Genomic DNA, 21,987 nt, shown 5'->3' with positions numbered 1-21,987 from the left:
TCTACCTTCCCCAGACCCAGACCACCCTCGTCTTCTTCATCAACACCGACGTCCCACAACAGGCCAGCGCGACACTCGCGCACGCAATCACCAACATCATCTCCCCCGACCACGTAATCCGCTGATACCGGCAAGCGCCATGCCGCTACTTCCGGGCGTGGCAGAGTTTGACTCAGACCGAATATGCGAAGAGATCAAATATACGGCTTAACCAGCACGCTGCGGGCACATCAGTTGCACTGCACCGCTATTGAACCCTCGAAGAGATCGCCCACTCCACCGCTCGCGGCATCGACTGGTTCAACCTCCGCCGCCTCTGCCAGTAGAGCGGCGACATCCCACCTGTCGAACTAGCGACCGCCTACTACGCTCAACATCAGGGACCAGCCGCCGGCTGAGTTCTCACACCGGAAAGTCTCCGGACTCCCCCGGGGCGGTTCATTCGTTGCTGCTGCTGCAGCTGTGTAGTTTCTCAGTTCCGACCGCATCTCCCAGCCGCCATGACCAGCGCCGTCCCGAGTTGTCTCAGCGCGATCACTCACCGGTTTTTCTCAGTAATCGCTGCATTTCCTATGACGCAGCGCCCGCGGATGGTCCCCCCGCCCTTTGGCGCTTCTACGGGTCAGATGTGACGGGCCGTTTCTTGAACGAGCTGTGGCACGGTGCAACCCACCTCATCCACCTTTCGATCAATCCTCGTCTGTTCGTCCCCTGCGGGGTCAGCGCGAGGGTCACAGGTAAGTGATTGTCCGCCGGGACATCCCGCGGCGCTCGCCGTCGGGGAGCGGCTGACGCGAACCCATCCAATTCGCAACGTCCCCTCGCTGTCGCTAATCTTTGAGTACGTTTGCTCGGTCAACGCCCGACGGGACAAGCGTGTCATCCGACTCAACAGCTTGCGAGGACCATGCGTGGACGAGATCCTTAGCAGGGCAGGAATATTCCAGGGAGTCGCACCCAGTGCGGTCTCGGCGCTGACCAAGCAATTGCAGCCCGTCGACTTCCCGCGCGGGCACACCGTGTTCGCCCAAGGCGAGCCCGGCGACCGGCTGTACATCATCATTTCCGGCAAGGTCAAGATCGGCAACCGTTCGCAGGGCGGTCAAGAGAACCTGCTCACCATCATGGGCCCGTCAGACATGTTCGGTGAAATGTCGCTCTTCGACCCCGGCCCGCGGACATCGAGCGCCACCACCATCACCGAAGTACGAGCAGTCTCGATGGACCGCGGCGCGCTGCGGGCCTGGATCGCCGACCGCCCTGAAATCGCCGAGCAGCTGCTGCGGGTGCTGGCCCGCCGGCTGCGCCGCACCAACAACAGCCTGGCCGACCTCATCTTCACCGATGTGCCCGGCCGCGTCGCCAAGCAGCTGCTGGCGCTCGCGCAACGCTTCGGCATCCAGGAAGACGGCGCCTTACGCGTTACCCATGACCTGACACAGGAAGAGATCGCACAGTTGGTCGGGGCATCCCGAGAAACGGTGAACAAAGCGCTCGCCGAATTCGCCCACCGCGGCTGGATCCGCCTCGATGCCAAGACGGTGTGGATCTGTGACTCCGAACGTCTCGCCCTGCGGGCCAAATAGACGACAAGCCGCTCTAGCGTGGGCGCGTAGTTACCGCGTCCTGCTTATGCGTACACTGTACCTATATACTCGGCGTCCGGCGTAGGAGGCGCAGTGAAGAGATGGTGTGGCGCGCGATCATGACTGACGCTTCGACGAAGCTGACACCGAAGGGGCAGCAGACGCGGCGGCGCATCGTGGAAGCGGCGTCGCGACTTATCGCGATTCATGGCATTACCGGGACGACGCTTGAGGATGTTCGCGCTGAGGCGAGGGTCAGCAGTTCACAGATCTACCATTACTTCACCGACAAGCAATCGCTGCTCCTGGCTGTCATCGACAACCAGGAGAACGAGACGGGCCGCGATCCGATGGTCGGCAACTTCGAGTCAGTCGCAGGGGTGCGGGCCTGGGGTGACTTGCTGGTCGATCAACAACGAGAGCCGCACCGTCACGGTGGTTGTCCGATCGCCACGCTGGGCAGCGAGCTCGCGGTCGCTGATGGTGAGGGACTCGATCGCGTTGCACAGGCGTTTCGTCGACTCCAGGACAGCATCGGGAATGGGTACCGCACGATGCAGACACGCGGCGGCCTGGCGGCGAACGCCGATCCAGACGCGCTAGCGACCGTGACACTGGCGACGGTGATCGGCGGGCTGGTCCTCGCCCAACTCAACCAGGACAGCGGCGCGCTCGCGGCGTCGATCGACGGTGTTCTCGCGCTTCTGACCCCGCACACTGAGGATGTCGGAAAAGCCCAGCGCGCCAGCTAGTTTGGATTCGATAATCCAAAAAGTTGCTTCTACCGTCGGGGTCATGACATTCGATATGAGCGGATCGACCGCCCTGGTGACAGGTTCGACCAGCGGTATTGGCGCAGCGATCGCTGCGACGCTCGCCCAGGACGGAGCCCACGTACTGGTCTGTGGGCGCGATCAGAGCCGAGGCGACAGCGTCGTCGCCGGTATTCGCGAGGCGGGCGGGCAAGCTGACTTCGTCCGCGCCGACCTCAGCGGTGGCGCCGGATCGGCCAAAGTTTTGGCGTCACAGGCTCGTCACGCGGCAGGCGGCCCCATCGACATCCTGGTCAACAACGCCGCGATCGGTGTCCTAGCGCCCACGTTCGCCTTTCCCGAAGAGGCCTTCGACGCGGTCATCGCGACCAACCTGACGGCTCCGTTCTACTTGGTGGGCGAGCTTGCGCCGCTGATGGCGGCGCAAGGGAAGGGAGCGATCGTCAATGTTTCCAGCATGGCCGGCCAGTTCGCGCTGCCGGGAATGTCTGTCTACGGCGCAACCAAGGCCGCGTTGCTTTTGCTGACCAAGAGCTGGGCCGCCGAGTTCGGGCAGCAAGGCGTTCGGGTGAACGCAGTGGTCCCCGGTCCGACACGCACGGCCGGTTCTGCGGAGTTGGGCGATGCACTCGACCAACTCGCGGCTCAGGCCCCTGCTGGACGTGTGGCAGACCCGAGCGAGATTGCTTCCGCGGTGGCCTATTTGGCCAGCGGTGCGGCGAGTTTCATCCACGGCACCGCTCTTTCGGTCGACGGCGGCCGAACCGCGGTCTAGTTCTAGTTCGATGAGTCGCTGCTCCCGCGCCGTGTGGCGGCCTGGGGCGGATCTGTCCGCTGATCTTGTTCTGGGCGTCCTTGCTGATTGCTGGCTGAGATCGGCATGTCTCACGCACGTTGCACAAGATCGAGTGCAGTCATCGTTGAGAAAGTGCAGCAGAACTCGACCATCTTCTTGTGGTTCTCGCCGCTGACTGCATCTCGCGGCAGCATGACCAGCCCATCCCCAGTTGTCTCACCACGATGGCACACCGGTTTGTCTCACCAAGTGCTGCAGTTCCTATGGCTCCGCGTTTGTGCTGTCATTCTGCCTGTGGATCTTCTGGAGCAGCGCCCTCATCCCGCGGGCAGCCACGGCGTCTGGTTCGCTGCGGCGCTCAGGATTTGCGGAGCCCGGCGGTGAGGACCGCGACGAAGTGGCCGGTGTCATGGCCTCCGGCGGCTGCTGCGCCGTAGAGAGCTGCCGTCATCGCGAGGACGTCGGTTGCGGTGGTGTCAGTGCGGATATGACGGGCAGCTTGGGCGCGCTCAAGCAGCGTGCCGCACGTTTGGCGCATGCTCTCGCAGGAATTAAACAACGGCGATTGCGGGTCGTGCAGGGTCCGGATGACTGATTCGGGAAGGCCCTGGTAGGTCGCGGCGCCAGCGCCGAAGGCCTCGAGCCACTCAAACAACGCCGTGGCGGGATCGTCCTGGTCGAGCAGGCGCTGGCCGAGGTCGGTGAGCCGGTACATGCGCTCGGCGATGAGGGCGGCGAGAAGGTCCTCGCGGGTGGGGAAGTGGGAGTAGAGGGTTCCGACGGCTACCCCGGCGGCTTTGGCGATGCTTTCCAGCGATGCCCTGACACCGTCGCTGGAAAATGCGTCATCGGCGGCTGCGATGAGCCGTTCGTAGTTGCGTTGCGCGTCGGCGCGTTGCCGGCGAGTCGGAGGCGTTGTCAATTTGAGGCACCCTCACTATAGTAATTGAGTATGCCTCAAGTTAATCAGATCGCTCGGCAACAGTTGGGCCCGTTCGGAATATGGCTCGGCGGTCCCGAACACTGGAGTGATACCGCCGACTCGCAACGCGACGCGCTGCGCCGGCTCGACGCGCTCGACACCTATGGTTCGGTGTGGACCGGTGAAGGGGTGGGCGGCCGGGATATCTACGCCCACTTGGGGATCTGGTTGGCGGCGACGCGTCGGCTGGCCACCGGGTGCGGGATCGCCAACGTGTGGGCACGCGCGCCCGAGGACGCCCAGGCTGCCGGTGCCACGCTGGCTGAAGCGTATCCGGGCCGGTTTATCAACGGGATCGGCATCGGGCATCGTATGCAGGCCGATCAGGTGGGCGCCGACTACACCACACCCCTTGCCACCATGCGCGACTATCTGCGGCGCATGCGTGAAGAAGCCGAGCACAGTCCGTTGGCGTTGACCCCATTTCCCACCGTGATCGCCGCGGTCGGCCCGAAAATGCTCGATCTGGCCGCCGAATGCGCCGACGGCGCGCATCCCTACTTCGTGCCGGTCGCCCACACCGCCGACGCGCGCGACAGACTCGGACCCGACCCGCTGCTCATTCCCGAGCAGAGTGTGCTGGTCGACCCCACCGAGGAGACCCTGGCCGGCTACCGGCGTCGGTTGTCAATCGGTGCCCAGATTCCGCACTACCGCGCCGGGCTGAAACGCTTCGGACTCACCGACGACGACCTCGATCAGCTCACCGACAAGTGCTTTGATGCCGTCGCGGTGGCCGGCACACCAGAACACGTGGCGGCGCGCATCATTGACCACCTCGACGCCGGCGCCGATCACGTCCTTGTGTCGGCGTTCGGTGACCTCGAATCGATCGTCGATCAGCTGGAACGACTCGCTCCGATGCTCGACAGCCGGCAAGTAAAGTGTCAGTGAAATGGCCAATTGGCCAGACAGTGGCCATCTCGATTGAGATTTAGCCATTCAAACTCAGAAGCCACGAAAGAAGATGTGGCTTCTCAAGTTTCTTCTTCACACCAGGCTTGCTGACCTGTGCCGTCAGCGACGTTCTCACTCAATGTCCACCCCCCGGATTCTCACTTTCGTGTCCACTACACCAACGACACAAAAGCGAGCTCGAAGACCTCCAGTCTCATGGGATATGCGCAGGGCTCCAATTCGTCACAGTGATGAACACCGCAAGACTCTCAACGATGGTGTCGCCTGCCTAGCAACGAAAATGAGCGATTCCGCACTCAAGTTAGAGCCTGGCGCTGCGATTTCGTCCGCGGATGCTCCGGCGGACCAGGTCGGGGATGATGTTGACTGGGTGATCAATCTAGCGAGCCCGTATCCCACATGGCGCATGACGCACTTGGGCACCAACTTAGCGGCGAGTCCGCGTGCTGATCTGTGCGAAAGATTCTGATAGTGCTGCCGCTCAGTGTCGTTGTAGCGTTGCGCCGTTCGTGCCGATAGACCGAGGCGGCCCGGAGTTGATTCCATCGGATTGCGGGAGTGTGCACCATCACCAAGTTACTGCCTCAGAAGGCGTAGATCGCCTGCTTCGGATCGCCGATCAGCACCACCGTCGACTGGCCGCTGAAGGCCCGGTCGATCATCTGCCACTGCACGGGGTCGCCGAACTGTTCGACGAGCGCGAGCAGGCCGCGCTACGGCTGGCCGAGATCACCACGACGCTGCCCGATCACGACACCGCCGAAAGCGAATATGCGCGCGCCCGAAAGGTTCTCACCGACGACGAGCTGTCCGCAGTGATCTGGGTGGCGACGGCGATCAACGCGTTCAACCGGGTGTCGATCCTCAGCAGGCATCCCGTGCGGCCCCAACTAGGTAGTGGCGCGTGGTCGGCGCTCGGCAAACAGGTAGTTACCACCGGTCCCCGGGGGTGCGGGCTATGGGCATGATCACCCTTATGACGAGCGGGTACGACGCGGCGTTGGCCAGGCTGCCCGACGCGTATGCAACAGCGATTCGGCTCGCCGACGCCGGCCTGACGGCGGACGAGGTCGCGGCGACCCTGGGCGTGGAACCGGAAAGCCTGCCGCCGCTGCTCGAGCTGGCCCACCGCAAGTTGCGAAGAGAACTGACGCGGCCGCAAGAGAAGCGACGTTCGCTCAACTAACATTCCCGCCATGGGAGAGCTCTGGCCACTAACCGGCCGAGACGAAGAGTGCGGTCTGATCACCGAGTTGATCGAAGGCGCTGAGTACCGGGGGGTGGTGCTGGCGGGCGGCGCCGGGGTCGGGAAGTCCCGCCTGGCTCGGGAGGTCGCAGGCACCGTTGCTGCCGAGGGGTGGTCGGTGCGCCACGTCGCGGCAACGGCGACCGGTCGGTTGGTGCCGCTCGGAGCGTTCGCGCAATGGACCGACGACTTCGAAGGGACGCCGCTGGCATTGGCGCGCAGAGTGATTGGCGCGCTCACCACGGGCTCCGACTCATCCCGGCTGCTGGTGGTCGTCGACGATGCGCACCTGCTCGACGAGCTGTCGGCGCTCGTTCTGCACCAGCTCGTGTTGCAGCGGGCGGCGGTCGTGGTCGCGACGATGCGCAGCGGTCAGCCCGCACCCGACGCGGTGACGGCGCTGTGGAAGGACGGCCTGATCCGGCGTGTGGAGGTCCAGCCGCTGTCCCACCGCGAGACCGGAGAACTCCTGCGTGCCGTGTTTGGGCTACCGCCCGACCGAGACTGCGAGGACCGGATGTGGAGGTTGACGGCCGGCAACGTGCTTTTCCTGCAGCAGATCGTCGAACACGAGGATCGGGCCGGCCGGTTGGTGCGAGAGCGTGGTTGGTGCCGATGGCAAGGCAGACCCGAGGTGTCATCGTCGCTGGTCGAGCTGGTGGAGCAGCAGATCGGGGCGGTACGCGAGTCAGTGCGCGACGTCGTCGACATGGTCGCCGTCGCCGAGCCCGTCGATTGGCACTGCCTCTCCACGCTCGTCGACCAGGGTGCGCTCGAGGAGGCCGAACAGCGCGAGCTCATCAGAACCGAGGAGGACGCCGTTTACGTCGGGCACCCGCTGTACGCCGAGGTTCGACTCGACCAGTGCGGCCCCCTGCGGCTGCGGCGGCTGCGCGGTCTCGTCGCGGCGGCGATGAAGAACGGTTCTGAGCCGGCCAACGTGGTTCGCCGTGGGCTGCTCTGGCTGGAGTCCGACCTACCGTCCGACCCGGAGGTGTTGTCGGCGGCGGCAACCGCGGCAAGCTCGCTGCTGGACTTCGACCTCGCGGCGCGGCTGTCCCGCGCGGCCGATGAATCCGGTGTCGGTGTCGAGGCACGCGTGCACCTGGCCTACAACCTGTTGATGTCGCAGCAGGGGGGCGACGCCGCGATGGTCATCGACAGCATCGCCACCGATGAGGTGTCCGAGTCGGCCTTCATCAATGACGTGATCCTGCGTGCGGCGAACCTGCTGTGGACCATGCGATCTCCTGAGGAGTCCTGGCGGGTCATCGACGAGGCGCTCGACGACGCCACCGGGCCGCGGCGCGGGCAACTCCTCGCCTTTCGCGCCAACCAGCTGGTGTTGGCCGCCCGACCGGCTGACGTCATCGGGATGATGGACACCGTCGACTACGGACACCTCGACGGATACGGCGAGTCCGTGCGCCTGTGTGCCGAGCTGCTGGCGCTGGCGGAGGTCGGCCGCACGACCGAAGCCCTCGCCAAGGCGCAGGCGTGCTACGCCGTCGTCGAGTCCTCGCAGCAGGGCAGTTTCCTCAGCGGCGCGTTGGCCGAGTTCCACTCGTTCGGGCTCACCATCTCGGGACGCATCCGGGAGGCCGTGGAGGTCGCCCAACGGCACCGCCACGAGTGCGTGTCCAAGCCCGCGACCACGCAGGCGATGGGCGCCGCCATCGTCGGGATGACCGCACTGTCCGCGGGGGATCTGGACGGTGCGCTGCGCCACCTACCGACCGAAAGTGCGGCCAAGGACGCCGATCTGGTGCTCGCCAACAGTTTCTACCGCTTTCAACTGCTCCGCGCGCAGGCGCTCGCCCGGTTGGGAGACGTCGCGGCTGCCGAGGAGGCCGTGCGGATCGCCGACGCTGACCGGCACCCGACCTACGTCCTGGTCGAACTGAACGCCCACCTCGCCAAGGCGTGGCTGGCAGCAGCGCGGCACCGCTCATCGGAGGCTCGCGAATTCGCCAGGCGCGCTGCTGACTTCACGCGAGCCCACGGCCAGATCGCCCGCGAAGTGCTGTGCCTGCAGACGCTGGTCCAATTCGACGACACTTCGGTGATCGACCGGCTCACCGAGTTGGCCGCTGTCGTTGAAGGGCCGAGGGCGGCGCTGGTCGTTCGGTATGCCCATGCCCTGCAGGCCGACGACGCCGACGAATTGGAGAGGGTCTCGGCCGACTTCGAGCACATCGGGGACGCCCTTGCTGCGGCCGACGCCGTGGCTCAGGCCGCGACGTCGCATCGGAGGGCCGGCCGTTCCGGCAGCGCCATGACGGCCGCCTCACGCGCCGGCGCCATGGCGCTGGCCTGCGGTGGCGCGATCAGTCCGGCCCTCGCGGCGGCCCGGCTCCTGCTGCCCCTGACGCGGCGCGAGCTGGAGATCGCGATCCTGGTCGCCGAAGGATTGAGCAACCGTGAGATCGCCGACTCGGTCTGCTTGTCGGTGCGGACCGTCGAAGGTCACATCTACCGAGCGAGTTGCAAGGCGGGCGTCGCCCGGCGTTCAGAGCTGGCAAGCGTGGTCAGCACGCTCATGGCGCCGCAGTAGACCGCAGCCCATACCTGGCGGCCCGCCGAGGAACTAGGTAGTCAAGAGGCGCTCGGTGCCAGCAAAAACAGGTAGTCGAGCACGGGGTCGAATCCGCCGTCCGCCGCGATCATCGATGTGCGCCCACAACGGTGGCGCAGCGGCTGGATGGGGAGCTACGAAATGCCTGATACGACAAAGACGTCGACGGTCGGCGTTCGAGTCACTTCCCCCGCGGCACGTGGCATCCGCATCGACTCGGGACTTGGCGGTGCGAGGGGTTCCGCCAGGTTCATCGGGCGCGTCGGCGCACTCGCGGTGGCGCTCGGTGTGGGCGTCGCAGTAGCGACGAACGCCGGCCTCGCCCGCGCCGACACCACCTCGTCGGACTCCTCGGACTCAGGTTCGGCGCAGAGCTCGACCGGCGCGGCTCGGCCGGGCGATCCGAAACCGTCGGGCACCTCGACGGCGGACGAGCCGTCGGCGGATTCGGCGCCCACACAATCGGGCGCCAAAGATGCTGATTCGGCGCAGAGCCAGGCCACCACGGTGCCCAAGAAGAACGTCAGCTCGTCGGGCGGCGCCCTCACCTCGGGCGTCGATGACGACAAGGCCGAGCCTGCGGTCGTGGCCGTCACACCGAAGCCGGTGTCGGCCGAGCCGGACCCGACCGCCGAACCCAAGGTGGCTCCGGCGGAGGCCGCGTCAGATCACTCGACCCCGGCACCGACTCCCACCCCGACTCCGGTACCGGCGCCCGCCGTCGCGCCGGAATCCAGTGCCTCGAAAACCGACGCAGTCCCGGTCACGCCGAAGGCCGCCGTCGTTGTCCACTCGGTGCAGGCGCCGACGGAGACGACCACCGCGCGTGTGGCGGCAGCTGTCCCCGTTGATTCCGTGAAAACCGTTGACGTACAGACATCGTCAGCTGTCACGGCGATAGTGTCGGCGGTCGCGGCACCACCACCCGCCCCCAACGCCGTCCAGGTCCTACTGGCGATCCCGACCGCCATCGTGAACGTCGCGACCACGTTCGCGGCCGCGCTGCTGGCGCCGTTCTTCGTGCCGGGGCCAGGCGCCCCTGCCGAGCCGCCGCTGCTGTGGGCGGTGCTGGCATGGGTGCGTCGACAGGTCGAGCACACCTTCTTCAACGCGACGCCGACCATGGCCCCGCAAATCGTCAACGTCGCGCTGAACGACACGGCCGACAGCGCGCCGATCACCCTGACCGGTGGACTCGACGGCGACCCCGAGGATGCGCTCGCATACACGGTCGGCAACAGCGGAATCGGCAGCCACGGTGGCACTCTCACGTCGGTGTCGGGGGCCGGCTTCACCTACGCGCCCGACGCCAACTGGGACGGCGCCACCCCCTACGCCGACACCTTCACGGTGACGGCCTCCGACGCCGCCGACGGCTTCCACATCCACGGACTCCTCGGGCTGCTGACGCTCGGCGCCTACGGGCACACCGCGACCGGCACGGTCACCGTCAACGTCGACGCCAGCACCATCTATCCGCCGGCCGTGACCGATCCGGCATGGACGCTCAGCGCGACCCTTCCCGGTGACTCGGTCGGCACCGTGCGCGGTCACGTCAACGCCACCGACCCCAAGGGACTGCCGATCACGTTCGGCAGCACCACCGATCCCGGTGCCGAGGGCACCCTGACGGTCGCCACCGACGGCACGTTCGCGTACGTGCCGAGCGCGCAGGCCCGCCACGACGCGGCCGCCGACGATGCCGCCACCACCGGGGCGGACTCCTTCAGCTTCGACGTCACCGTGACCAACAGCCGTGGCGGTGCGACCACGACGGCGGTCACGCTTGCCATCGCACCCACGACCAACCAGGATCCGTCCGCGCCAACCCCGCCCAACGGCACGACCACGGATCCCGTGACGGGGGCGGTGACCGGCAACCTCGGGTGGACGGATCAGGACGGCGACGTCATCACCTACACGGGCCCAGTGACCGGAAAGTCCACCAGCGGGGGCGACGTCGTCGTCAACGCCGACGGCAGCTTCACCTACACGCCGACGAAGGAGCAGCGTCACGCGGTGACCGCTCCCGGCGCACCAGCTGGTGTCGCCGCTGACTCCTTCGACGTCACCGTCGACGACGGCCACGGCAGCTTGACGACCACCACGGTCTCGGTGACGATCCTCGGTAGCAACGAAAACCCGACCGCTGCAACCACGTTCGGATCACCCGATGCACTCGGCGTCATCACCGGCTCGATCGGCGGCGTCGACGCGGACGGTGACACCCTGCACTACGCGCTCACCAGCGGCCCCACCCACGGCACGGCGAACGTCAATTCGGTCACCGGCGCCTTCACCTATACCCCGGCGCCGCTCCAGCGGCTCGTCGCCTACAACACCGCGGCCACCGACTACGACCCCTTGACCGTCACCATCACCGACGGGCGCGGCGGAGCCACCGTCGTCAACGTCGCGAACGTGCCCATCGACCCCACCAGGGCGGTCGTCACGAGCACCCAGTCCGTTCTCGGAACCTCCGCCTCCACACCGGAATTCGTCACCGGAGCGGACGGCACCATCGCCTACAGCACCCGCATGGGGACGGGCGCAGTCGGCAACCCCTACCGGACGGTGTTGACCGTCATCGCGCCGGACGGCACCACCAGAACCCTCACCGTCTTCGGCGGCGTCCCCTCCGGAACGTTCGCGAAGCCCGTCGTCGGCCCCACCGGCATCGTCGCCCTGGTGACCACCCAGACCTTCTCGAACGGTGACCAGGACACGTCGGTCGCGACCATCCGCCCGGCCGGTGGGTCCGCCTCGGAGGTTGCGTCGGCATACACCGGAACCCCCATCGGCACGGCCGTCATCGGCCCGGACGGGACGGTATACGTCCAGATCGACAGGGGCACCACCAGCACCGACACCGCACTGCTGGCGATCCCGGCGACCGGGCCCAAGCGCGATACCCTGACCTCCGGCAGCATCGGCGATCCCGTCGGGGGGGTCGTGGCAGGACCCAACGGCATTGCCTACCAAACCTTCGTGAAGTACGGGTCGCAGGTGTTCACCACCATCGTGCGCACGGACACCTCGCACGTCCCGATCACTGCGCAGGCCGAGGGGCCCCCAGTCGGCGGACTCGTCGTCGGCAAGGACGGCACCGCAGCGCAGACCATCGACCGTTCGTCCATCGCCGGCGCCACCGAGTATGCCGGCTTGGTCGTCTTCAACCCGGACGGCTCGTCTTACCAGTACACGCAGGCTGGCACTGCCCACGCGGCGTTCAGCACCCCCGTGGTCCAGGACGACGGACTGGTGGGGCTCTTGACCTTCCGTGGCACGGCTGACGGATTCGAGAACATCTTCAGGTACTACGACGGGACCTCCGCGGTGTATTCGTATCTGGTGAATCTGGGTCCACCGATCGGCCAACCCGTACTGGTGCCGGGCGGTGCCGGAGTGGGGTTCGCCTTCGGCGCGAACAACGGACACGTCGTGTACCTCTACGAATCGCTCGTCGGCGGCGGGTTGGCTCCGGGAGCGTCGTACGCCAACCGGGGCGTCGTGGTCGGGCCGGACGGGACGGCCGTCCTCGCCGCCTACGGCACGGACGGCAACAGCCCGCAGAAGACGTACCTCTTGACCATGCGCGGCAATCACTACGGCACCGCGAACATCGACGGCGTCCCGATCGGTCCCGCGGTGGTCGGAGTCAATGGCACCGCCGCCCTCGCCAGTTCCGTCGCGGCCACCGCCAATTCGCCTGCGCTGACCAACCTCGTCGTGGTCGGGGCAAGCACCTTCATCCCCAGCACCTTCTCGTTCTCCGGAACTGCCAAGGGCGGACCGATCGTCAGCGACGACGGCACCGTCTTCCAGACGACGGCGACGGGCGCTGGCACCGTGGCCAACCCCTTCATCACGACGGTGCACGTCATCCGCAACGGCGCCGACGCCGCCGTGCAGATCGTCGGCTTGACGTCGACCGGCGTGACGACGGCCGATGACGGGACCGCGTATCTGACGACCACCGCGGGCAACCGTACGACGGTGACGGTGTTCCATCCGGATGGCGCGACCACCACCGTGGCGATCCCCGCCGGGACCAGCATCAGCACGTTCGGGCAGTTCGGGGCCGCGCAGGACGGCAGGTACTACCTCTGGGGCACGGGCAGTGGGGGCTACACGATAACGGAGGTCCAGTTGGCCGACGACATCGTCTGAGTCGTCTAGCCGCGCAGTCGCAGCGCCAACCCCGTGGCCCGTACCGCGCGCTTCTCGATGGCCGATCGCACCTCGTCGGCCGATCCGACTACGCGCGCACCTTGGACTTGGCCCGGATTACCGCCGTGTAGAACAGTTCTCCGGTCAGCAGGCGCGAGTCTACGGGCGGCACCAGCACAGTCACCTCGGCCGCTTGGGAGCCCTGGCTCTTGTGGATCGTCATCGCGTACATCGTCTCGAGGTCGGGCAGTCGGCTGGTGGCGAATGCCCGCGGTTCTCCTGCACTGGCGATCGCGGCGCGCAGACCGTCCTTGCCGACCACCGTTACCCCGGTGCCGCCGTTGTACAAGCCCAAGCCATAGTCATTCGCCGTGACGAGCACCGGCCGGCCCGCAGATTTCAGCACTTCCTCCAAGACCAGAACGAATACGCAGTGCTCACACCCGGATGCACCTGGTTCCAAAAGGGCAACGCCGTCCACGGTGACGCCTGCGTAGGAGACGACGACTGCATCCTCAGCATCTTCTGGCCACAAGGATTCGACGTCACCTTCATCGAAGAGCCGCCGTCACCGTAGCGACCGAACTCGACGCGCAGGCCAGCCACCAAGCACTCCTCACCCGTTCCGCCATCGCTACAGTCAGTTACCTGCTCACACAACCCAAACCAGGATTCTCACTCTCATGTCCAATTGGACATCGAGTGGACATTTCACTTGAGAAGTGGACATCAAACTTGAGAAGTCACAACGACAGACAATTCTCAGTGCGCCATGTTCGTGAAGCGAGACAGATGTAGCTGGTGCGCAACGGTAATCGTCTTCGTCGGACCATTGCGATGCTTGGCAATGATGAGGTCGGCCTCACCGCCGCGAGGATCGTCTCGTTCGAATGCATCCGGTCGATGAAGCAAGATGACCATGTCCGCATCCTGTTCGATGCTGCCACTTTCGCGTAGATCAGCAAGCATTGGCTTCTTGTCGGTGCGCTGTTCTGGTCCGCGGTTCAGCTGACTCATCGCGACCACCGGAACTTCGAGCTCCTTCGCCAAAAGCTTGATCTGTCTTGAGAACTCGGACACTTCCTGCTGGCGCGACTCGACCTTCTTGCCCGATGTCATCAGCTGCAGGTAGTCGATGACGATCAGCCGAAGGTCTGCCTTCTGGTGCAAACGGCGGGACTTGGCCCGGATCTCCATCATCGTCAGGTTGGGCGAGTCGTCGATGTAGAGCGGTGCCTCGCTGATCTCGCTCATCCGGCGCGCCAGGCGCGTCCAGTCGTCGTCGCTCATGCGGCCTGCCCGCATGTCGGCCAGCTTGATCTTCGCCTCCGCCGACAGCAGCCGCATGACGATCTCGGACTTGCTCATCTCCAACGAGAACACGACGCTCGAATGCCGGTTCTTGATGGAGCACGAACGCAGGAAGTCCAGACCCAGCGTCGAGTTGTGCGTCGGCACCATGCCCTCGCCGGCCAGATACAAGCGCGACTCGTTGTCGACCTGCACGCAACGCACCGGCACGCTATCGACGGGTCGCACCCATGCGACATGCACGCCTAGTTCCAGCAAGGCCGTCCTGCTGCCGGCCCGCGCGGGCAGGGTGGCCGGAATCAATCGATCTGCACCACAACGCAACTGCGCCGTCGTCCGAATTCCCGACTCCGTCGGCCACTGGTGCTCCGCATCCGCGACGATCATCGTCCCGTCGGAGAACTCCACCTCGAAGCACGGCCGTCCGAGCATGACCTCGGTGGCGGCCACGACGCACGTCGGCAAGCCGTCGGCCCCGATGAGCTCGTCCCCGACCTGAACCTCCCCCATCGTCGTCCAGCCCGTGGGCGTCGGCAGGGGCGTGTCGAGCTTGAGCGCCTTCCCCATACCCGGCCTTGCCGCGATGACGATCATCTGCCCGGGGTGCAGCCCGTTGGTCAACTCGTCGAGATCGGTGAATCCCGTGGGCACGCCGCGCGAGATGCCGCCCTGCGACGCGATGGCGTCGATCTCGTCCATGGTCGGCTGCAGCAGCTGCTCGAGTGGAACGAAGTCCTCCGCCGTCCGGCGGTCGGTCACGTCGTACATCTCGGCCTGTGCCCGGTCGACGACCTCGGCGACGTCGGCACCCTCGGCGCCCGCGTACCCGTACTGCACGACCCGCGTACCGGCCTCCACGAGGCGCCGCAGCAGTGACTTCTCGGCGACGATGCCCGCGTAGTAGCCCGCATTGGCCGCCGTCGGCACCGTCGAGATCAGGGTGTGCAGATACGGTGCGCCACCGACCCGCTTCAGCAGACCGCGACGATCGAGCTCCGCGGAGACGGTGATGGCGTCCGCGGGCTCACCCCGGCCGTAGAGGTCCAGGATGGCGTCGTACACGTTCTGATGCGCGGGGCGATAGAAGTCGCCGGGCCGCAGCCGCTCCAGGACGTCGGCGATGGCGTCCTTGGAGAGCAGCATCCCGCCGAGCACGGACTGCTCGGCAGCCATGTCCTGCGGGGGCTGACGGCCGTAGTCCTCCCTCGGCTGCGAAGCGTCCATGTCCGAATGGCCGAGGTCATCCACGACTGCCACGAAGCATCCCACCTCCCCTGCTTCGACGTCGAACATGCATTCGACGTCGCTCCCCGCGACCATAAACCAGCCCACCGACGGACAACCCTCGTCGAGGGCACCGGAACTGTCTGCGACGGCTCACGCTAGACGTTGCTGGAACCGCCGCATAGCGGGCCTGTTGATGAACTCGTGGATGGAGTGTGGATAGCGTTGTTCACTCATGTTGAGGCGCTGGGGAGAACCTGTGCATGAACGCCTTCGTTTTGCGCATCCCCGCAGATAAGCGCACCACAAAAGGCCTCTGTGGTTGTGGATGCCAATTGCCTCGGCGTGTCGGCCCGGGTTGCGATCTCGGGCGTGTTGTGTTGCGCGTTCGCGCCGAGGAGGTTAACAGCTGGTTGCTTCGCCAGGCATTGATTTCGCTTGAGAGTTCGCCAGCAGACACAGCAACGCCCGGGTGAAGACCGATTTGGTCTTCACCCGGGCGAATCGACGCTGGGGAAACTATTCCGCGACGACGCTCAGCGACACGACGGCCGCCACGTCGGGGTGCAAACGCACCATGATCGGGTGATCCCCGACCGACTTGATGTGTGCCTTGGGCAGCTGGACGGTCCGCTTGTCCAGGTTCGGGCCGCCGGCCTTCTTGATGGCCGCGACGACGTCCGACGTCGTGACCGAACCGAACAGCTTGCCGCCGTCGCCGGAGGCGCGTACGGCCAGCGAAACCGCACCGAGGCCCTCGATGGCGGTCTTCAGCTCGTTGGCGTGCCCGAGGTCGCGCACGGTCTTGATGTCGCGTGCGCGGCGGATCTCGTCGGCCTGCCGCTCGGCGCCACGAGACGCGGTGATGGCCAGGCCACGCGGCAGCAGATAGTTACGGCCGTAGCCGTCCTTCACTTCGACGGTGTCGCCGGCCGACCCCAGATGGTCGACCTCGGCGGTGAGAATCAGTTTCATGTCCGTTGTTCTTCCGTCTCGATCTATCGCGTCGCCGAGCTGAACGGCAGCAACGCAACCTCGCGCGCGTTCTTCACCGCGATCGCGATGTCGCGCTGGTGCTGCACGCAGTTGCCGGTCACGCGGCGGGCACGGATCTTGCCGCGCTCACTGATGTAGGTGCGCAGGAGCGCGGTGTCCTTGTAATCGATGTTCTGGTTCTTGCCCTTTTTGGAGCAGAACACGCACTTGCGGGTCTTGATCGGCTTGTCGGGTGCCGGCCGCCGCTTGGTGTTGGTCTTTGGCATGAGTCTTTCTTCCTTGCTTTGCTAAATGATTTGTGTCAGAAGGGCGGTTCGTCGTCGGCGCCGCTGAAGGAACCGGAGGCAGGTGCACTGCCCCACGGATCGTCCTTGGGAGGCTCAGCACTGCGCGGACCACCGCCGCCGCCACCGCTGTTGCCGCCGCCGAAGCCGCCGCCACCGCCGCCGCCGCGACTGGCCTTGTTCACCTTGGCCGTGGCGTAGCGCAGAGACGGACCGATCTCGTCGACCTCGAGCTCGACGACGGTGCGCTTTTCGCCCTCACGGGTTTCGAACGAACGCTGCTTGAGCCGCCCGGTGACGACCACCCGCGCGCCGCGGGTGAGGCTCTCGGCGACGTTCTCGGCCGCCTCGCGCCAGATGTTGCACCGGAGGAACAGCGCTTCGCCGTCCTTCCATTCATTGGTCTGACGGTCGAACGTACGAGGCGTCGACGCGACCGTGAAGTTCGCGACGGCAGCACCGGACGGCGTGAACCGCAGTTCGGGGTCGGCGGTCAGGTTTCCGACGACGGTGATGATCGTGTCACCAGCCACTAGGTCCTCCTGGGGCGGCGCAGGCGCTCTTCGCGCAGCGCACATCGATGCGGCGTGTTTCGCGCGAGCCTACGCAAGGCACACGACAGTCGACCGGAGTTCGGCCGATGAGCGCGCGCGAACAGCATCCGCTGTTGTCTAGTGCTTGTCGGTCCGCATGACCTTGGTCCGCAAAACGGACTCGTTGAGCCCCAGCTGACGGTCCAGCTCGGACACCGTGGCCGGAGCGGCCTTCACGTCGATGACGGCATAGATGCCCTCGGCATGCTTGGCGATCTCGTAGGCCAGCCGGCGACGTCCCCAGATGTCGACCTTGTCGACAGAGCCGCCATCCTTGCGGATCACGTTCAGGAACGTCTCCAACGACGGGGCTACAGTCCGCTCGTCGAGGGTTGGGTCAAGAATGACCATGATTTCGTATGGACGCATGGAAACCTCATCACCTCCTGTGGTCATGTACGGCCACGGACAATCCGTGGCAGGAGTATCGCCTGCGTCGGCAACCGGCCCAGGCTACCTGAAGAGCCCGCCACCAGGGAAATCGCGCTAGATCCCGAGAGACACCGGTCACCGCGCAGGCGTCAGCTCCGGCTCGGGTTCTGGCGTCGGCGTCCTGATCGGCACGGGCTCCCCCGAGGGCCGCAGCCACGACGGCAACCACTGCGGCGGGTCGTCGACGGCGTTCTCGAACACTCCGCCAGACGGGTCGTCGACGCGGCCTCCGGCGCCCACCTGACGGACCAGGTCCAGCTCGGGTCGATAGATCTGGCGGATCACCAACGCGCACAACGCCATCACCGCGACGTCGCGGACGAGCACTGTCGTGGTGAACCACTGCTCGGGCAGACCCATCTTCTGCTCGCCGTACAGGAACAGCATCCGGGGTATCCACACCAGCGCGTCGACCGTCATCCACGCCAGCAGAATCCGTCGGTGCGGCAGCGCCAGCGCCGCGAACGGCACCAGCCACAGCGAGTACTGCGGGCTCCACACCTTGTTGGTCAGCAGGAACGCGGCGACCACGAGGAACGCCAGCTGCGCCAGCCGCGGTCGGCGTTGCGCGGTCAGCGCGATGTAAGCGATTCCGGCGCAACACAATACGAACAGCACCGCGGTCACCGAGTTGAGTATCGACGGCGGCTCCCAGAAACCCAGATCCTGGTCGAAGCCGCGCCAGCCGGTGAACGACTTGATCACGTTGTAGAGCGAGTCCATGTCGTCGCCGCGACGGGTGTTCAGCCGGAAGAACTCCGACCACCCCCGGGGGAACAGCACCATCACCGGCAGGTTCACCATGAGCCACGTCACCACCGCGGCCACTGCCGTCTTGCCCACCTCGCGCAACCTGCCGGTGCGCAGCGCGAGGATCGCCAGCGGTACCAACAGCAGCAACGGGTAGAGCTTGAGCGCAACACCGATGCCGATCAGCGCACCGGCGAGCACGGGTTTTCGCCGCGACCAGGCCAGCAGCGCGCCGATCGCGGCCGCCGTCGCCAACGCGTCGAAGTTGGTGAACACCTGGAAGATCAGCAGCGGCGACCCCGCCACCACCGCCGCGTCCCAGATCCGCCGGCCCGACAATCGCGCCGTCGCCCACACCGTCGCCATCCACGCCAGCGCAAGCCCGAACGCCGCGATGTTGAAGAACATCACCACCTCGGCGACGATCGGCATCGACACCAGCTTGGTCATCGCGGTGTAGGTCTTGGCCAACGCCATCGACACGTACTGGTACAGCCCGGTGAGGACCGGATACTCCATGTAGCGGATGGCCGGGCTGCCGTCGTACTGCATCCGGGGCTTGCCCTCGCCGTCGGTCTCCACCCAGCTCGACTTGTACGGAAACTTGCCGAGGTTCAACAACTCCGCCGTGTACAGCGGCACCGTGTCGGAGTAGCAGAGCTCGTAGTAGGCCCGCTGGTTCTCCCACACCGCCACCCGCTGATCGGCGGTGCCCTTGTCGGTGGACTGCAGGCACGCGGCCTTGGTCGTGTAGCCGAACGCAAGGAAGACCAGTGCGATCAGCAGCATCACCCGCAGCGGCGTGAGGAACCGAGCACGTCCGATCAGCGCGTGCCTGCCGACGGGTCCGCCGACCACACCCGAGAGGGCATGGCCGATCACGTCGGTTCTGCTGGGCAGGTCGCGATCGTCCGCGCTGCGGAGATCCTCGGCCAACGGCTGCGGTGAGACCGTTATCCGATTGGGTTCGTCCCCGGTCACGGCGGCGGAGGCGGCGCAGTCGCGGTCGGGGTCAGTGCGTTCGGGTCACCGGGCGGCGGCGGTGGCGGCCCCGCCGGGATCGTGGTCGGTGGACCCCATGGGATCGTGATGCCCGGCGCGATCTCCAGCGTCGGCTGGATCACCATCTCCGACGGCGGCGGCGGGGGTGGCGGCGGAGGAGCAGCCACCGGCGGGCCCGCGTAGCCACCGATCTCGGTCGGCTTGGGGAACGTCTCGTTGTCGGTGCCCTTCAGCGCACCGTCCATCGTGGCCTTCCAGATGTCGGACGGTATGCCCGACCCGTAGACCGGGCCGCCGGATGACGTCACCAACGGCTTGGTGCCCTCGGTGGTGCCCACCCACACCGCGGTCGCAAGCGACGGCGTGTAGCCGACCATCCAGGCGTCGCGGTTGGCGTCGGTGTCACCGAGCTGGTTGGTGCCGGTCTTGGCCGCCGACGCCCGCCCGCCGGAGAGGTTGTGTCCGCGCGACCAGCCGGCGATGGGCTGCATGGCGGCGGTGACGTTGTCGGCCACCGCCTTGTCGATCTTCTGCTCACCGGAGTTGTCCTGCTGGGAGGCGTCGAAGAGCACCTCGCCGTCGGCGTTCACCACCTTCTGCACGAAGTGCGGCTTGTGGTACACCCCGGACGCGGCAAGCGTGGCGTACGCCGAGGCCATGTCGAGTACGCGTGTCTGGTACTGCCCCAACACGATTCCGTTGTTCGGCGGACCGCCCTTGCCGTCCTCGGACAGCGTGTGGTCCACGCCGGGGAAGCTCTCGGCGATGCCTGCCGCGTGCGCGGCGTCGGCCACGTCCTGCGGGCCGTTCTTCAGTTTCAGCATCAGCCGGTAGTAGCTGGTGTTCAGCGACTGTTTCAGCGCCTCGGCGATGTTGCAGGTGCCGCAGCCTTCGCCCTCGACATTGGTGATCTTGATCCCGTTGACGGTCACCGGCGAGCTATCGATCTGGTAACCCAAGCCGATGCCCTGCTGGAGCGCCGCCACCAACGCGAACACCTTGAACGACGATCCGGTCGGCAGCCCAGCCTGCGCGAAGTCGAAGCCGTTGGCGTCGGTCCCGCCGTAGTAGGCCTTCACCCCGCCCGTGTGCGGGTCGATCGAGACCGCCGCGGACCGCATGTCGGGTTCCTGACCGTCGAGGTTCCCGGTCACGGCCTCCTCGGCGGCCTTCTGCGCCTTGGGATCGATGGTCGTGGTGACCTGCAATCCCTCGGTGTTCAGTGTCTGCTCGTCGATGTTGAACAGTTCGAGGAGTTCCTTGGTGACCTGCCGCTCGATCAGCCCGTTGGGGCCTGTGGTCTGGTTGGCCGCGCGGGCGGCGTCGGCCGACACCGTCGGCGGGAAGACCTGCGCTGCACGGTCGGACGGCGAGAGCGCGCCCATGGTGACCATGCCGTCGAGCACCCAGTTCCACCGCTCGGCCGCACCCTCGGGATCGACGGCCGGGTCCAGCGTCGACGGCCTCTGGATCAGCGCGGCGAGCAGTGCGCCGTCGGCGACGGTGAGCTGTTCGACCGGCTTGTCGAAGTAGGCCTTCGCCGCCGCGGAGATGCCGTACGACCCGCGGCCGAAGTAGATGATGTTCAGGTAGGACTGCAGCACCGCGTCCTTGGACCACTCGCGCGACATCTTCGTCGAGATGACGAGCTCCTTGGCCTTGCGGACCAGCCCGCCAACACCCGACCGCGCGTCGCCGACCAATGCGTTCTTGACGTACTGCTGGGTGATCGTCGACCCGCCCTGCAGGTCGCCGCCGAAGATGTTGTTCTTGAACGCGCGGGCGAACCCGGAGAAGGAGAAGCCGGGGTTGGTATAGAAGTCGCGATCCTCTGCGGCCATCACGGCGTCCCGCACGTGCACGGGTATCTGGTCGATGTTGACGTCGACCCGGTTGCCTTCCGGCGGAACGATCTTCGCGAGCTCGCTGCCGTCGCTGGCCAGGATCGTCGAGACCTGGGCGGTGCGGATGTCACCCGGCTTGGGCACGTCGACGATCAGGTATGCCATCGCGAAGGTCACGATGGGCAGCACCAGCATGGCGGCCACACCGATGTACAGGGTGCGGCGCACCCACTTCCAGTTGACCTTGAAACCGGCGGAGCGTGGCTCCGGCGGTCCACTCGGCGCCCCGTTCGGCGGCCCACCCCGGGGAGGTCCACCGCCGGGCGGCGGGCCGAACGGCGGCTGTTTCGGTGGCGGCTTACCGTCCAGAACCGCCTTGACGACGTCGACCTGACTGCGCAACCGGGGATCACCTACGGGCGGCACCGGCGGCAGCACCATCGTGCGGCGATCGTCGGGTGCGCCCGGCGGACGGGGCGGGAGCCGGGGCGGCGGGGCCGAGTGT

The 21,987-nt window shown here is 66.2% G+C and carries 15 protein-coding genes and 3 pseudogenes; 8 read left to right on the top strand and 10 right to left on the bottom strand.

Annotation, left to right across the window (positions count from 1 at the left end; translation table 11 throughout):
• Positions 1–911: 911 nt before the first annotated feature.
• The 3 genes from HNP02_RS39960 (at position 912) to HNP02_RS39950 (ending at position 3,134) form a co-directional block, all read left to right on the top strand.
• Complete coding sequence (locus HNP02_RS39960) at positions 912–1,586, top strand: Crp/Fnr family transcriptional regulator (protein ID WP_184446203.1); 675 nt, start codon at positions 912–914, stop codon at positions 1,584–1,586.
• A 119-nt stretch (positions 1,587–1,705) separates the two neighbouring features.
• Positions 1,706–2,338: a TetR/AcrR family transcriptional regulator gene (locus HNP02_RS39955; protein ID WP_184446201.1), complete on the top strand. Its 633-nt coding sequence runs from the start codon at positions 1,706–1,708 to the stop codon at positions 2,336–2,338.
• A 43-nt stretch (positions 2,339–2,381) separates the two neighbouring features.
• Positions 2,382–3,134: an SDR family NAD(P)-dependent oxidoreductase gene (locus HNP02_RS39950; protein WP_255507486.1), complete on the top strand. Its 753-nt coding sequence runs from the start codon at positions 2,382–2,384 to the stop codon at positions 3,132–3,134.
• Positions 3,135–3,513: 379 nt separating this feature from the next.
• On the opposite strand, the gene HNP02_RS39945 is transcribed toward HNP02_RS39950, so the two are convergent.
• Complete coding sequence (locus HNP02_RS39945; protein WP_184446199.1) at positions 3,514–4,077, bottom strand: TetR/AcrR family transcriptional regulator; 564 nt, start codon at positions 4,075–4,077, stop codon at positions 3,514–3,516.
• Between the two features lie 30 nt (positions 4,078–4,107).
• Between HNP02_RS39945 and HNP02_RS39940 the strand changes: the two genes are divergently transcribed.
• Positions 4,108–5,031 (top strand): TIGR03620 family F420-dependent LLM class oxidoreductase, encoded by a 924-nt coding sequence (locus tag HNP02_RS39940; protein WP_184446197.1) that lies wholly within the window; start codon positions 4,108–4,110, stop codon positions 5,029–5,031.
• 611 nt (positions 5,032–5,642) lie between these two features.
• Here HNP02_RS39940 and HNP02_RS43450 read toward each other — a convergent pair.
• Positions 5,643–5,738: pseudogene (locus HNP02_RS43450) on the bottom strand (UvrD-helicase domain-containing protein); the annotation flags it as partial.
• Positions 5,739–5,741: 3 nt separating this feature from the next.
• On the opposite strand from HNP02_RS43450, the pseudogene HNP02_RS39930 reads away from it, so the two are divergent.
• The 4 genes and pseudogenes from HNP02_RS39930 to HNP02_RS39915 form a co-directional block, all read left to right on the top strand.
• Positions 5,742–6,023: pseudogene (locus tag HNP02_RS39930) on the top strand (carboxymuconolactone decarboxylase family protein); the annotation flags it as partial.
• A complete protein-coding gene (locus HNP02_RS39925; protein ID WP_255507485.1) occupies positions 6,014–6,241 on the top strand; it encodes a hypothetical protein in 228 nt (75 codons plus the stop codon). The pseudogene HNP02_RS39930 and the gene HNP02_RS39925, both read left to right, overlap by 10 nt.
• A 10-nt stretch (positions 6,242–6,251) precedes the next feature.
• On the top strand, positions 6,252–8,855 hold the full coding sequence (locus HNP02_RS39920; RefSeq protein WP_184446195.1) for a LuxR family transcriptional regulator: 2,604 nt from the start codon (positions 6,252–6,254) through the stop codon (positions 8,853–8,855).
• A 162-nt stretch (positions 8,856–9,017) separates the two neighbouring features.
• Entirely contained in the window at positions 9,018–13,046 is a 4,029-nt protein-coding gene (locus HNP02_RS39915) for an Ig-like domain-containing protein (protein ID WP_184446194.1), read from the top strand.
• 5 nt (positions 13,047–13,051) lie between these two features.
• On the opposite strand, the pseudogene HNP02_RS39910 reads toward HNP02_RS39915, so the two are convergent.
• The 8 genes and pseudogenes from HNP02_RS39910 to HNP02_RS39875 form a co-directional block, all read right to left on the bottom strand.
• Positions 13,052–13,440 (bottom strand): annotated as a pseudogene (locus HNP02_RS39910) (ATP-binding domain-containing protein); the annotation flags it as partial.
• A 368-nt stretch (positions 13,441–13,808) separates the two neighbouring features.
• Positions 13,809–15,614 carry a replicative DNA helicase gene (dnaB, locus tag HNP02_RS39905; RefSeq protein WP_184446193.1) on the bottom strand — a complete coding sequence of 602 codons (1,806 nt, stop codon included), beginning with the start codon at positions 15,612–15,614 and terminating at the stop codon, positions 13,809–13,811.
• A gap of 486 nt (positions 15,615–16,100) precedes the next feature.
• Positions 16,101–16,556, bottom strand: a complete 456-nt coding sequence (gene rplI / locus HNP02_RS39900; protein ID WP_184446192.1) for a 50S ribosomal protein L9 — start codon at positions 16,554–16,556, stop codon at positions 16,101–16,103.
• Between the two features lie 23 nt (positions 16,557–16,579).
• Positions 16,580–16,843: a 30S ribosomal protein S18 gene (gene rpsR / locus HNP02_RS39895; protein ID WP_149374439.1), complete on the bottom strand. Its 264-nt coding sequence runs from the start codon at positions 16,841–16,843 to the stop codon at positions 16,580–16,582.
• A 35-nt stretch (positions 16,844–16,878) separates the two neighbouring features.
• On the bottom strand, positions 16,879–17,394 hold the full coding sequence (locus tag HNP02_RS39890; RefSeq protein ID WP_184446191.1) for a single-stranded DNA-binding protein: 516 nt from the start codon (positions 17,392–17,394) through the stop codon (positions 16,879–16,881).
• 138 nt (positions 17,395–17,532) lie between these two features.
• A complete protein-coding gene (gene rpsF / locus HNP02_RS39885; protein ID WP_184446190.1) occupies positions 17,533–17,823 on the bottom strand; it encodes a 30S ribosomal protein S6 in 291 nt (96 codons plus the stop codon).
• 138 nt (positions 17,824–17,961) lie between these two features.
• Positions 17,962–19,617 carry a glycosyltransferase family 87 protein gene (locus tag HNP02_RS39880; protein WP_184446189.1) on the bottom strand — a complete coding sequence of 552 codons (1,656 nt, stop codon included), beginning with the start codon at positions 19,615–19,617 and terminating at the stop codon, positions 17,962–17,964.
• Positions 19,614–21,923: a transglycosylase domain-containing protein gene (locus HNP02_RS39875; RefSeq protein WP_184446219.1), complete on the bottom strand. Its 2,310-nt coding sequence runs from the start codon at positions 21,921–21,923 to the stop codon at positions 19,614–19,616. The genes HNP02_RS39880 and HNP02_RS39875 overlap by 4 nt, the downstream gene beginning before the upstream one ends.
• Positions 21,924–21,987: the final 64 nt, after the last annotated feature.

Origin of the sequence: Mycobacterium sp. AZCC_0083 (assembly GCF_014202335.1) — a bacterium.
Taxonomy (GTDB): Bacteria; Actinomycetota; Actinomycetes; order Mycobacteriales; family Mycobacteriaceae; genus Mycobacterium.
Note: the sequence above shows the minus strand (reverse complement) of the source record. Positions and strands in the feature narration are given on the sequence as shown.

Bases quoted from the DNA above. Each gene is read 5' to 3' on its own strand.
- HNP02_RS39955 (WP_184446201.1), top strand. From the start codon at position 1,706: ATGACTGACGCTTCGACGAAGCTGACACCGAAGGGGCAGCAGACGCGG.
- HNP02_RS39950 (WP_255507486.1), top strand. From the start codon at position 2,382: ATGACATTCGATATGAGCGGATCGACCGCCCTGGTGACAGGTTCGACC.
- HNP02_RS39940 (WP_184446197.1), top strand. From the start codon at position 4,108: ATGCCTCAAGTTAATCAGATCGCTCGGCAACAGTTGGGCCCGTTCGGA.
- HNP02_RS39925 (WP_255507485.1), top strand. From the start codon at position 6,014: ATGGGCATGATCACCCTTATGACGAGCGGGTACGACGCGGCGTTGGCC.
- HNP02_RS39920 (WP_184446195.1), top strand. From the start codon at position 6,252: ATGGGAGAGCTCTGGCCACTAACCGGCCGAGACGAAGAGTGCGGTCTG.
- HNP02_RS39915 (WP_184446194.1), top strand. From the start codon at position 9,018: ATGCCTGATACGACAAAGACGTCGACGGTCGGCGTTCGAGTCACTTCC.
- rplI (WP_184446192.1), bottom strand. From the start codon at position 16,556: ATGAAACTGATTCTCACCGCCGAGGTCGACCATCTGGGGTCGGCCGGC.
- rpsR (WP_149374439.1), bottom strand. From the start codon at position 16,843: ATGCCAAAGACCAACACCAAGCGGCGGCCGGCACCCGACAAGCCGATC.
- rpsF (WP_184446190.1), bottom strand. From the start codon at position 17,823: ATGCGTCCATACGAAATCATGGTCATTCTTGACCCAACCCTCGACGAG.
- HNP02_RS39875 (WP_184446219.1), bottom strand. From the start codon at position 21,923: ATGGTGCTGCCGCCGGTGCCGCCCGTAGGTGATCCCCGGTTGCGCAGT.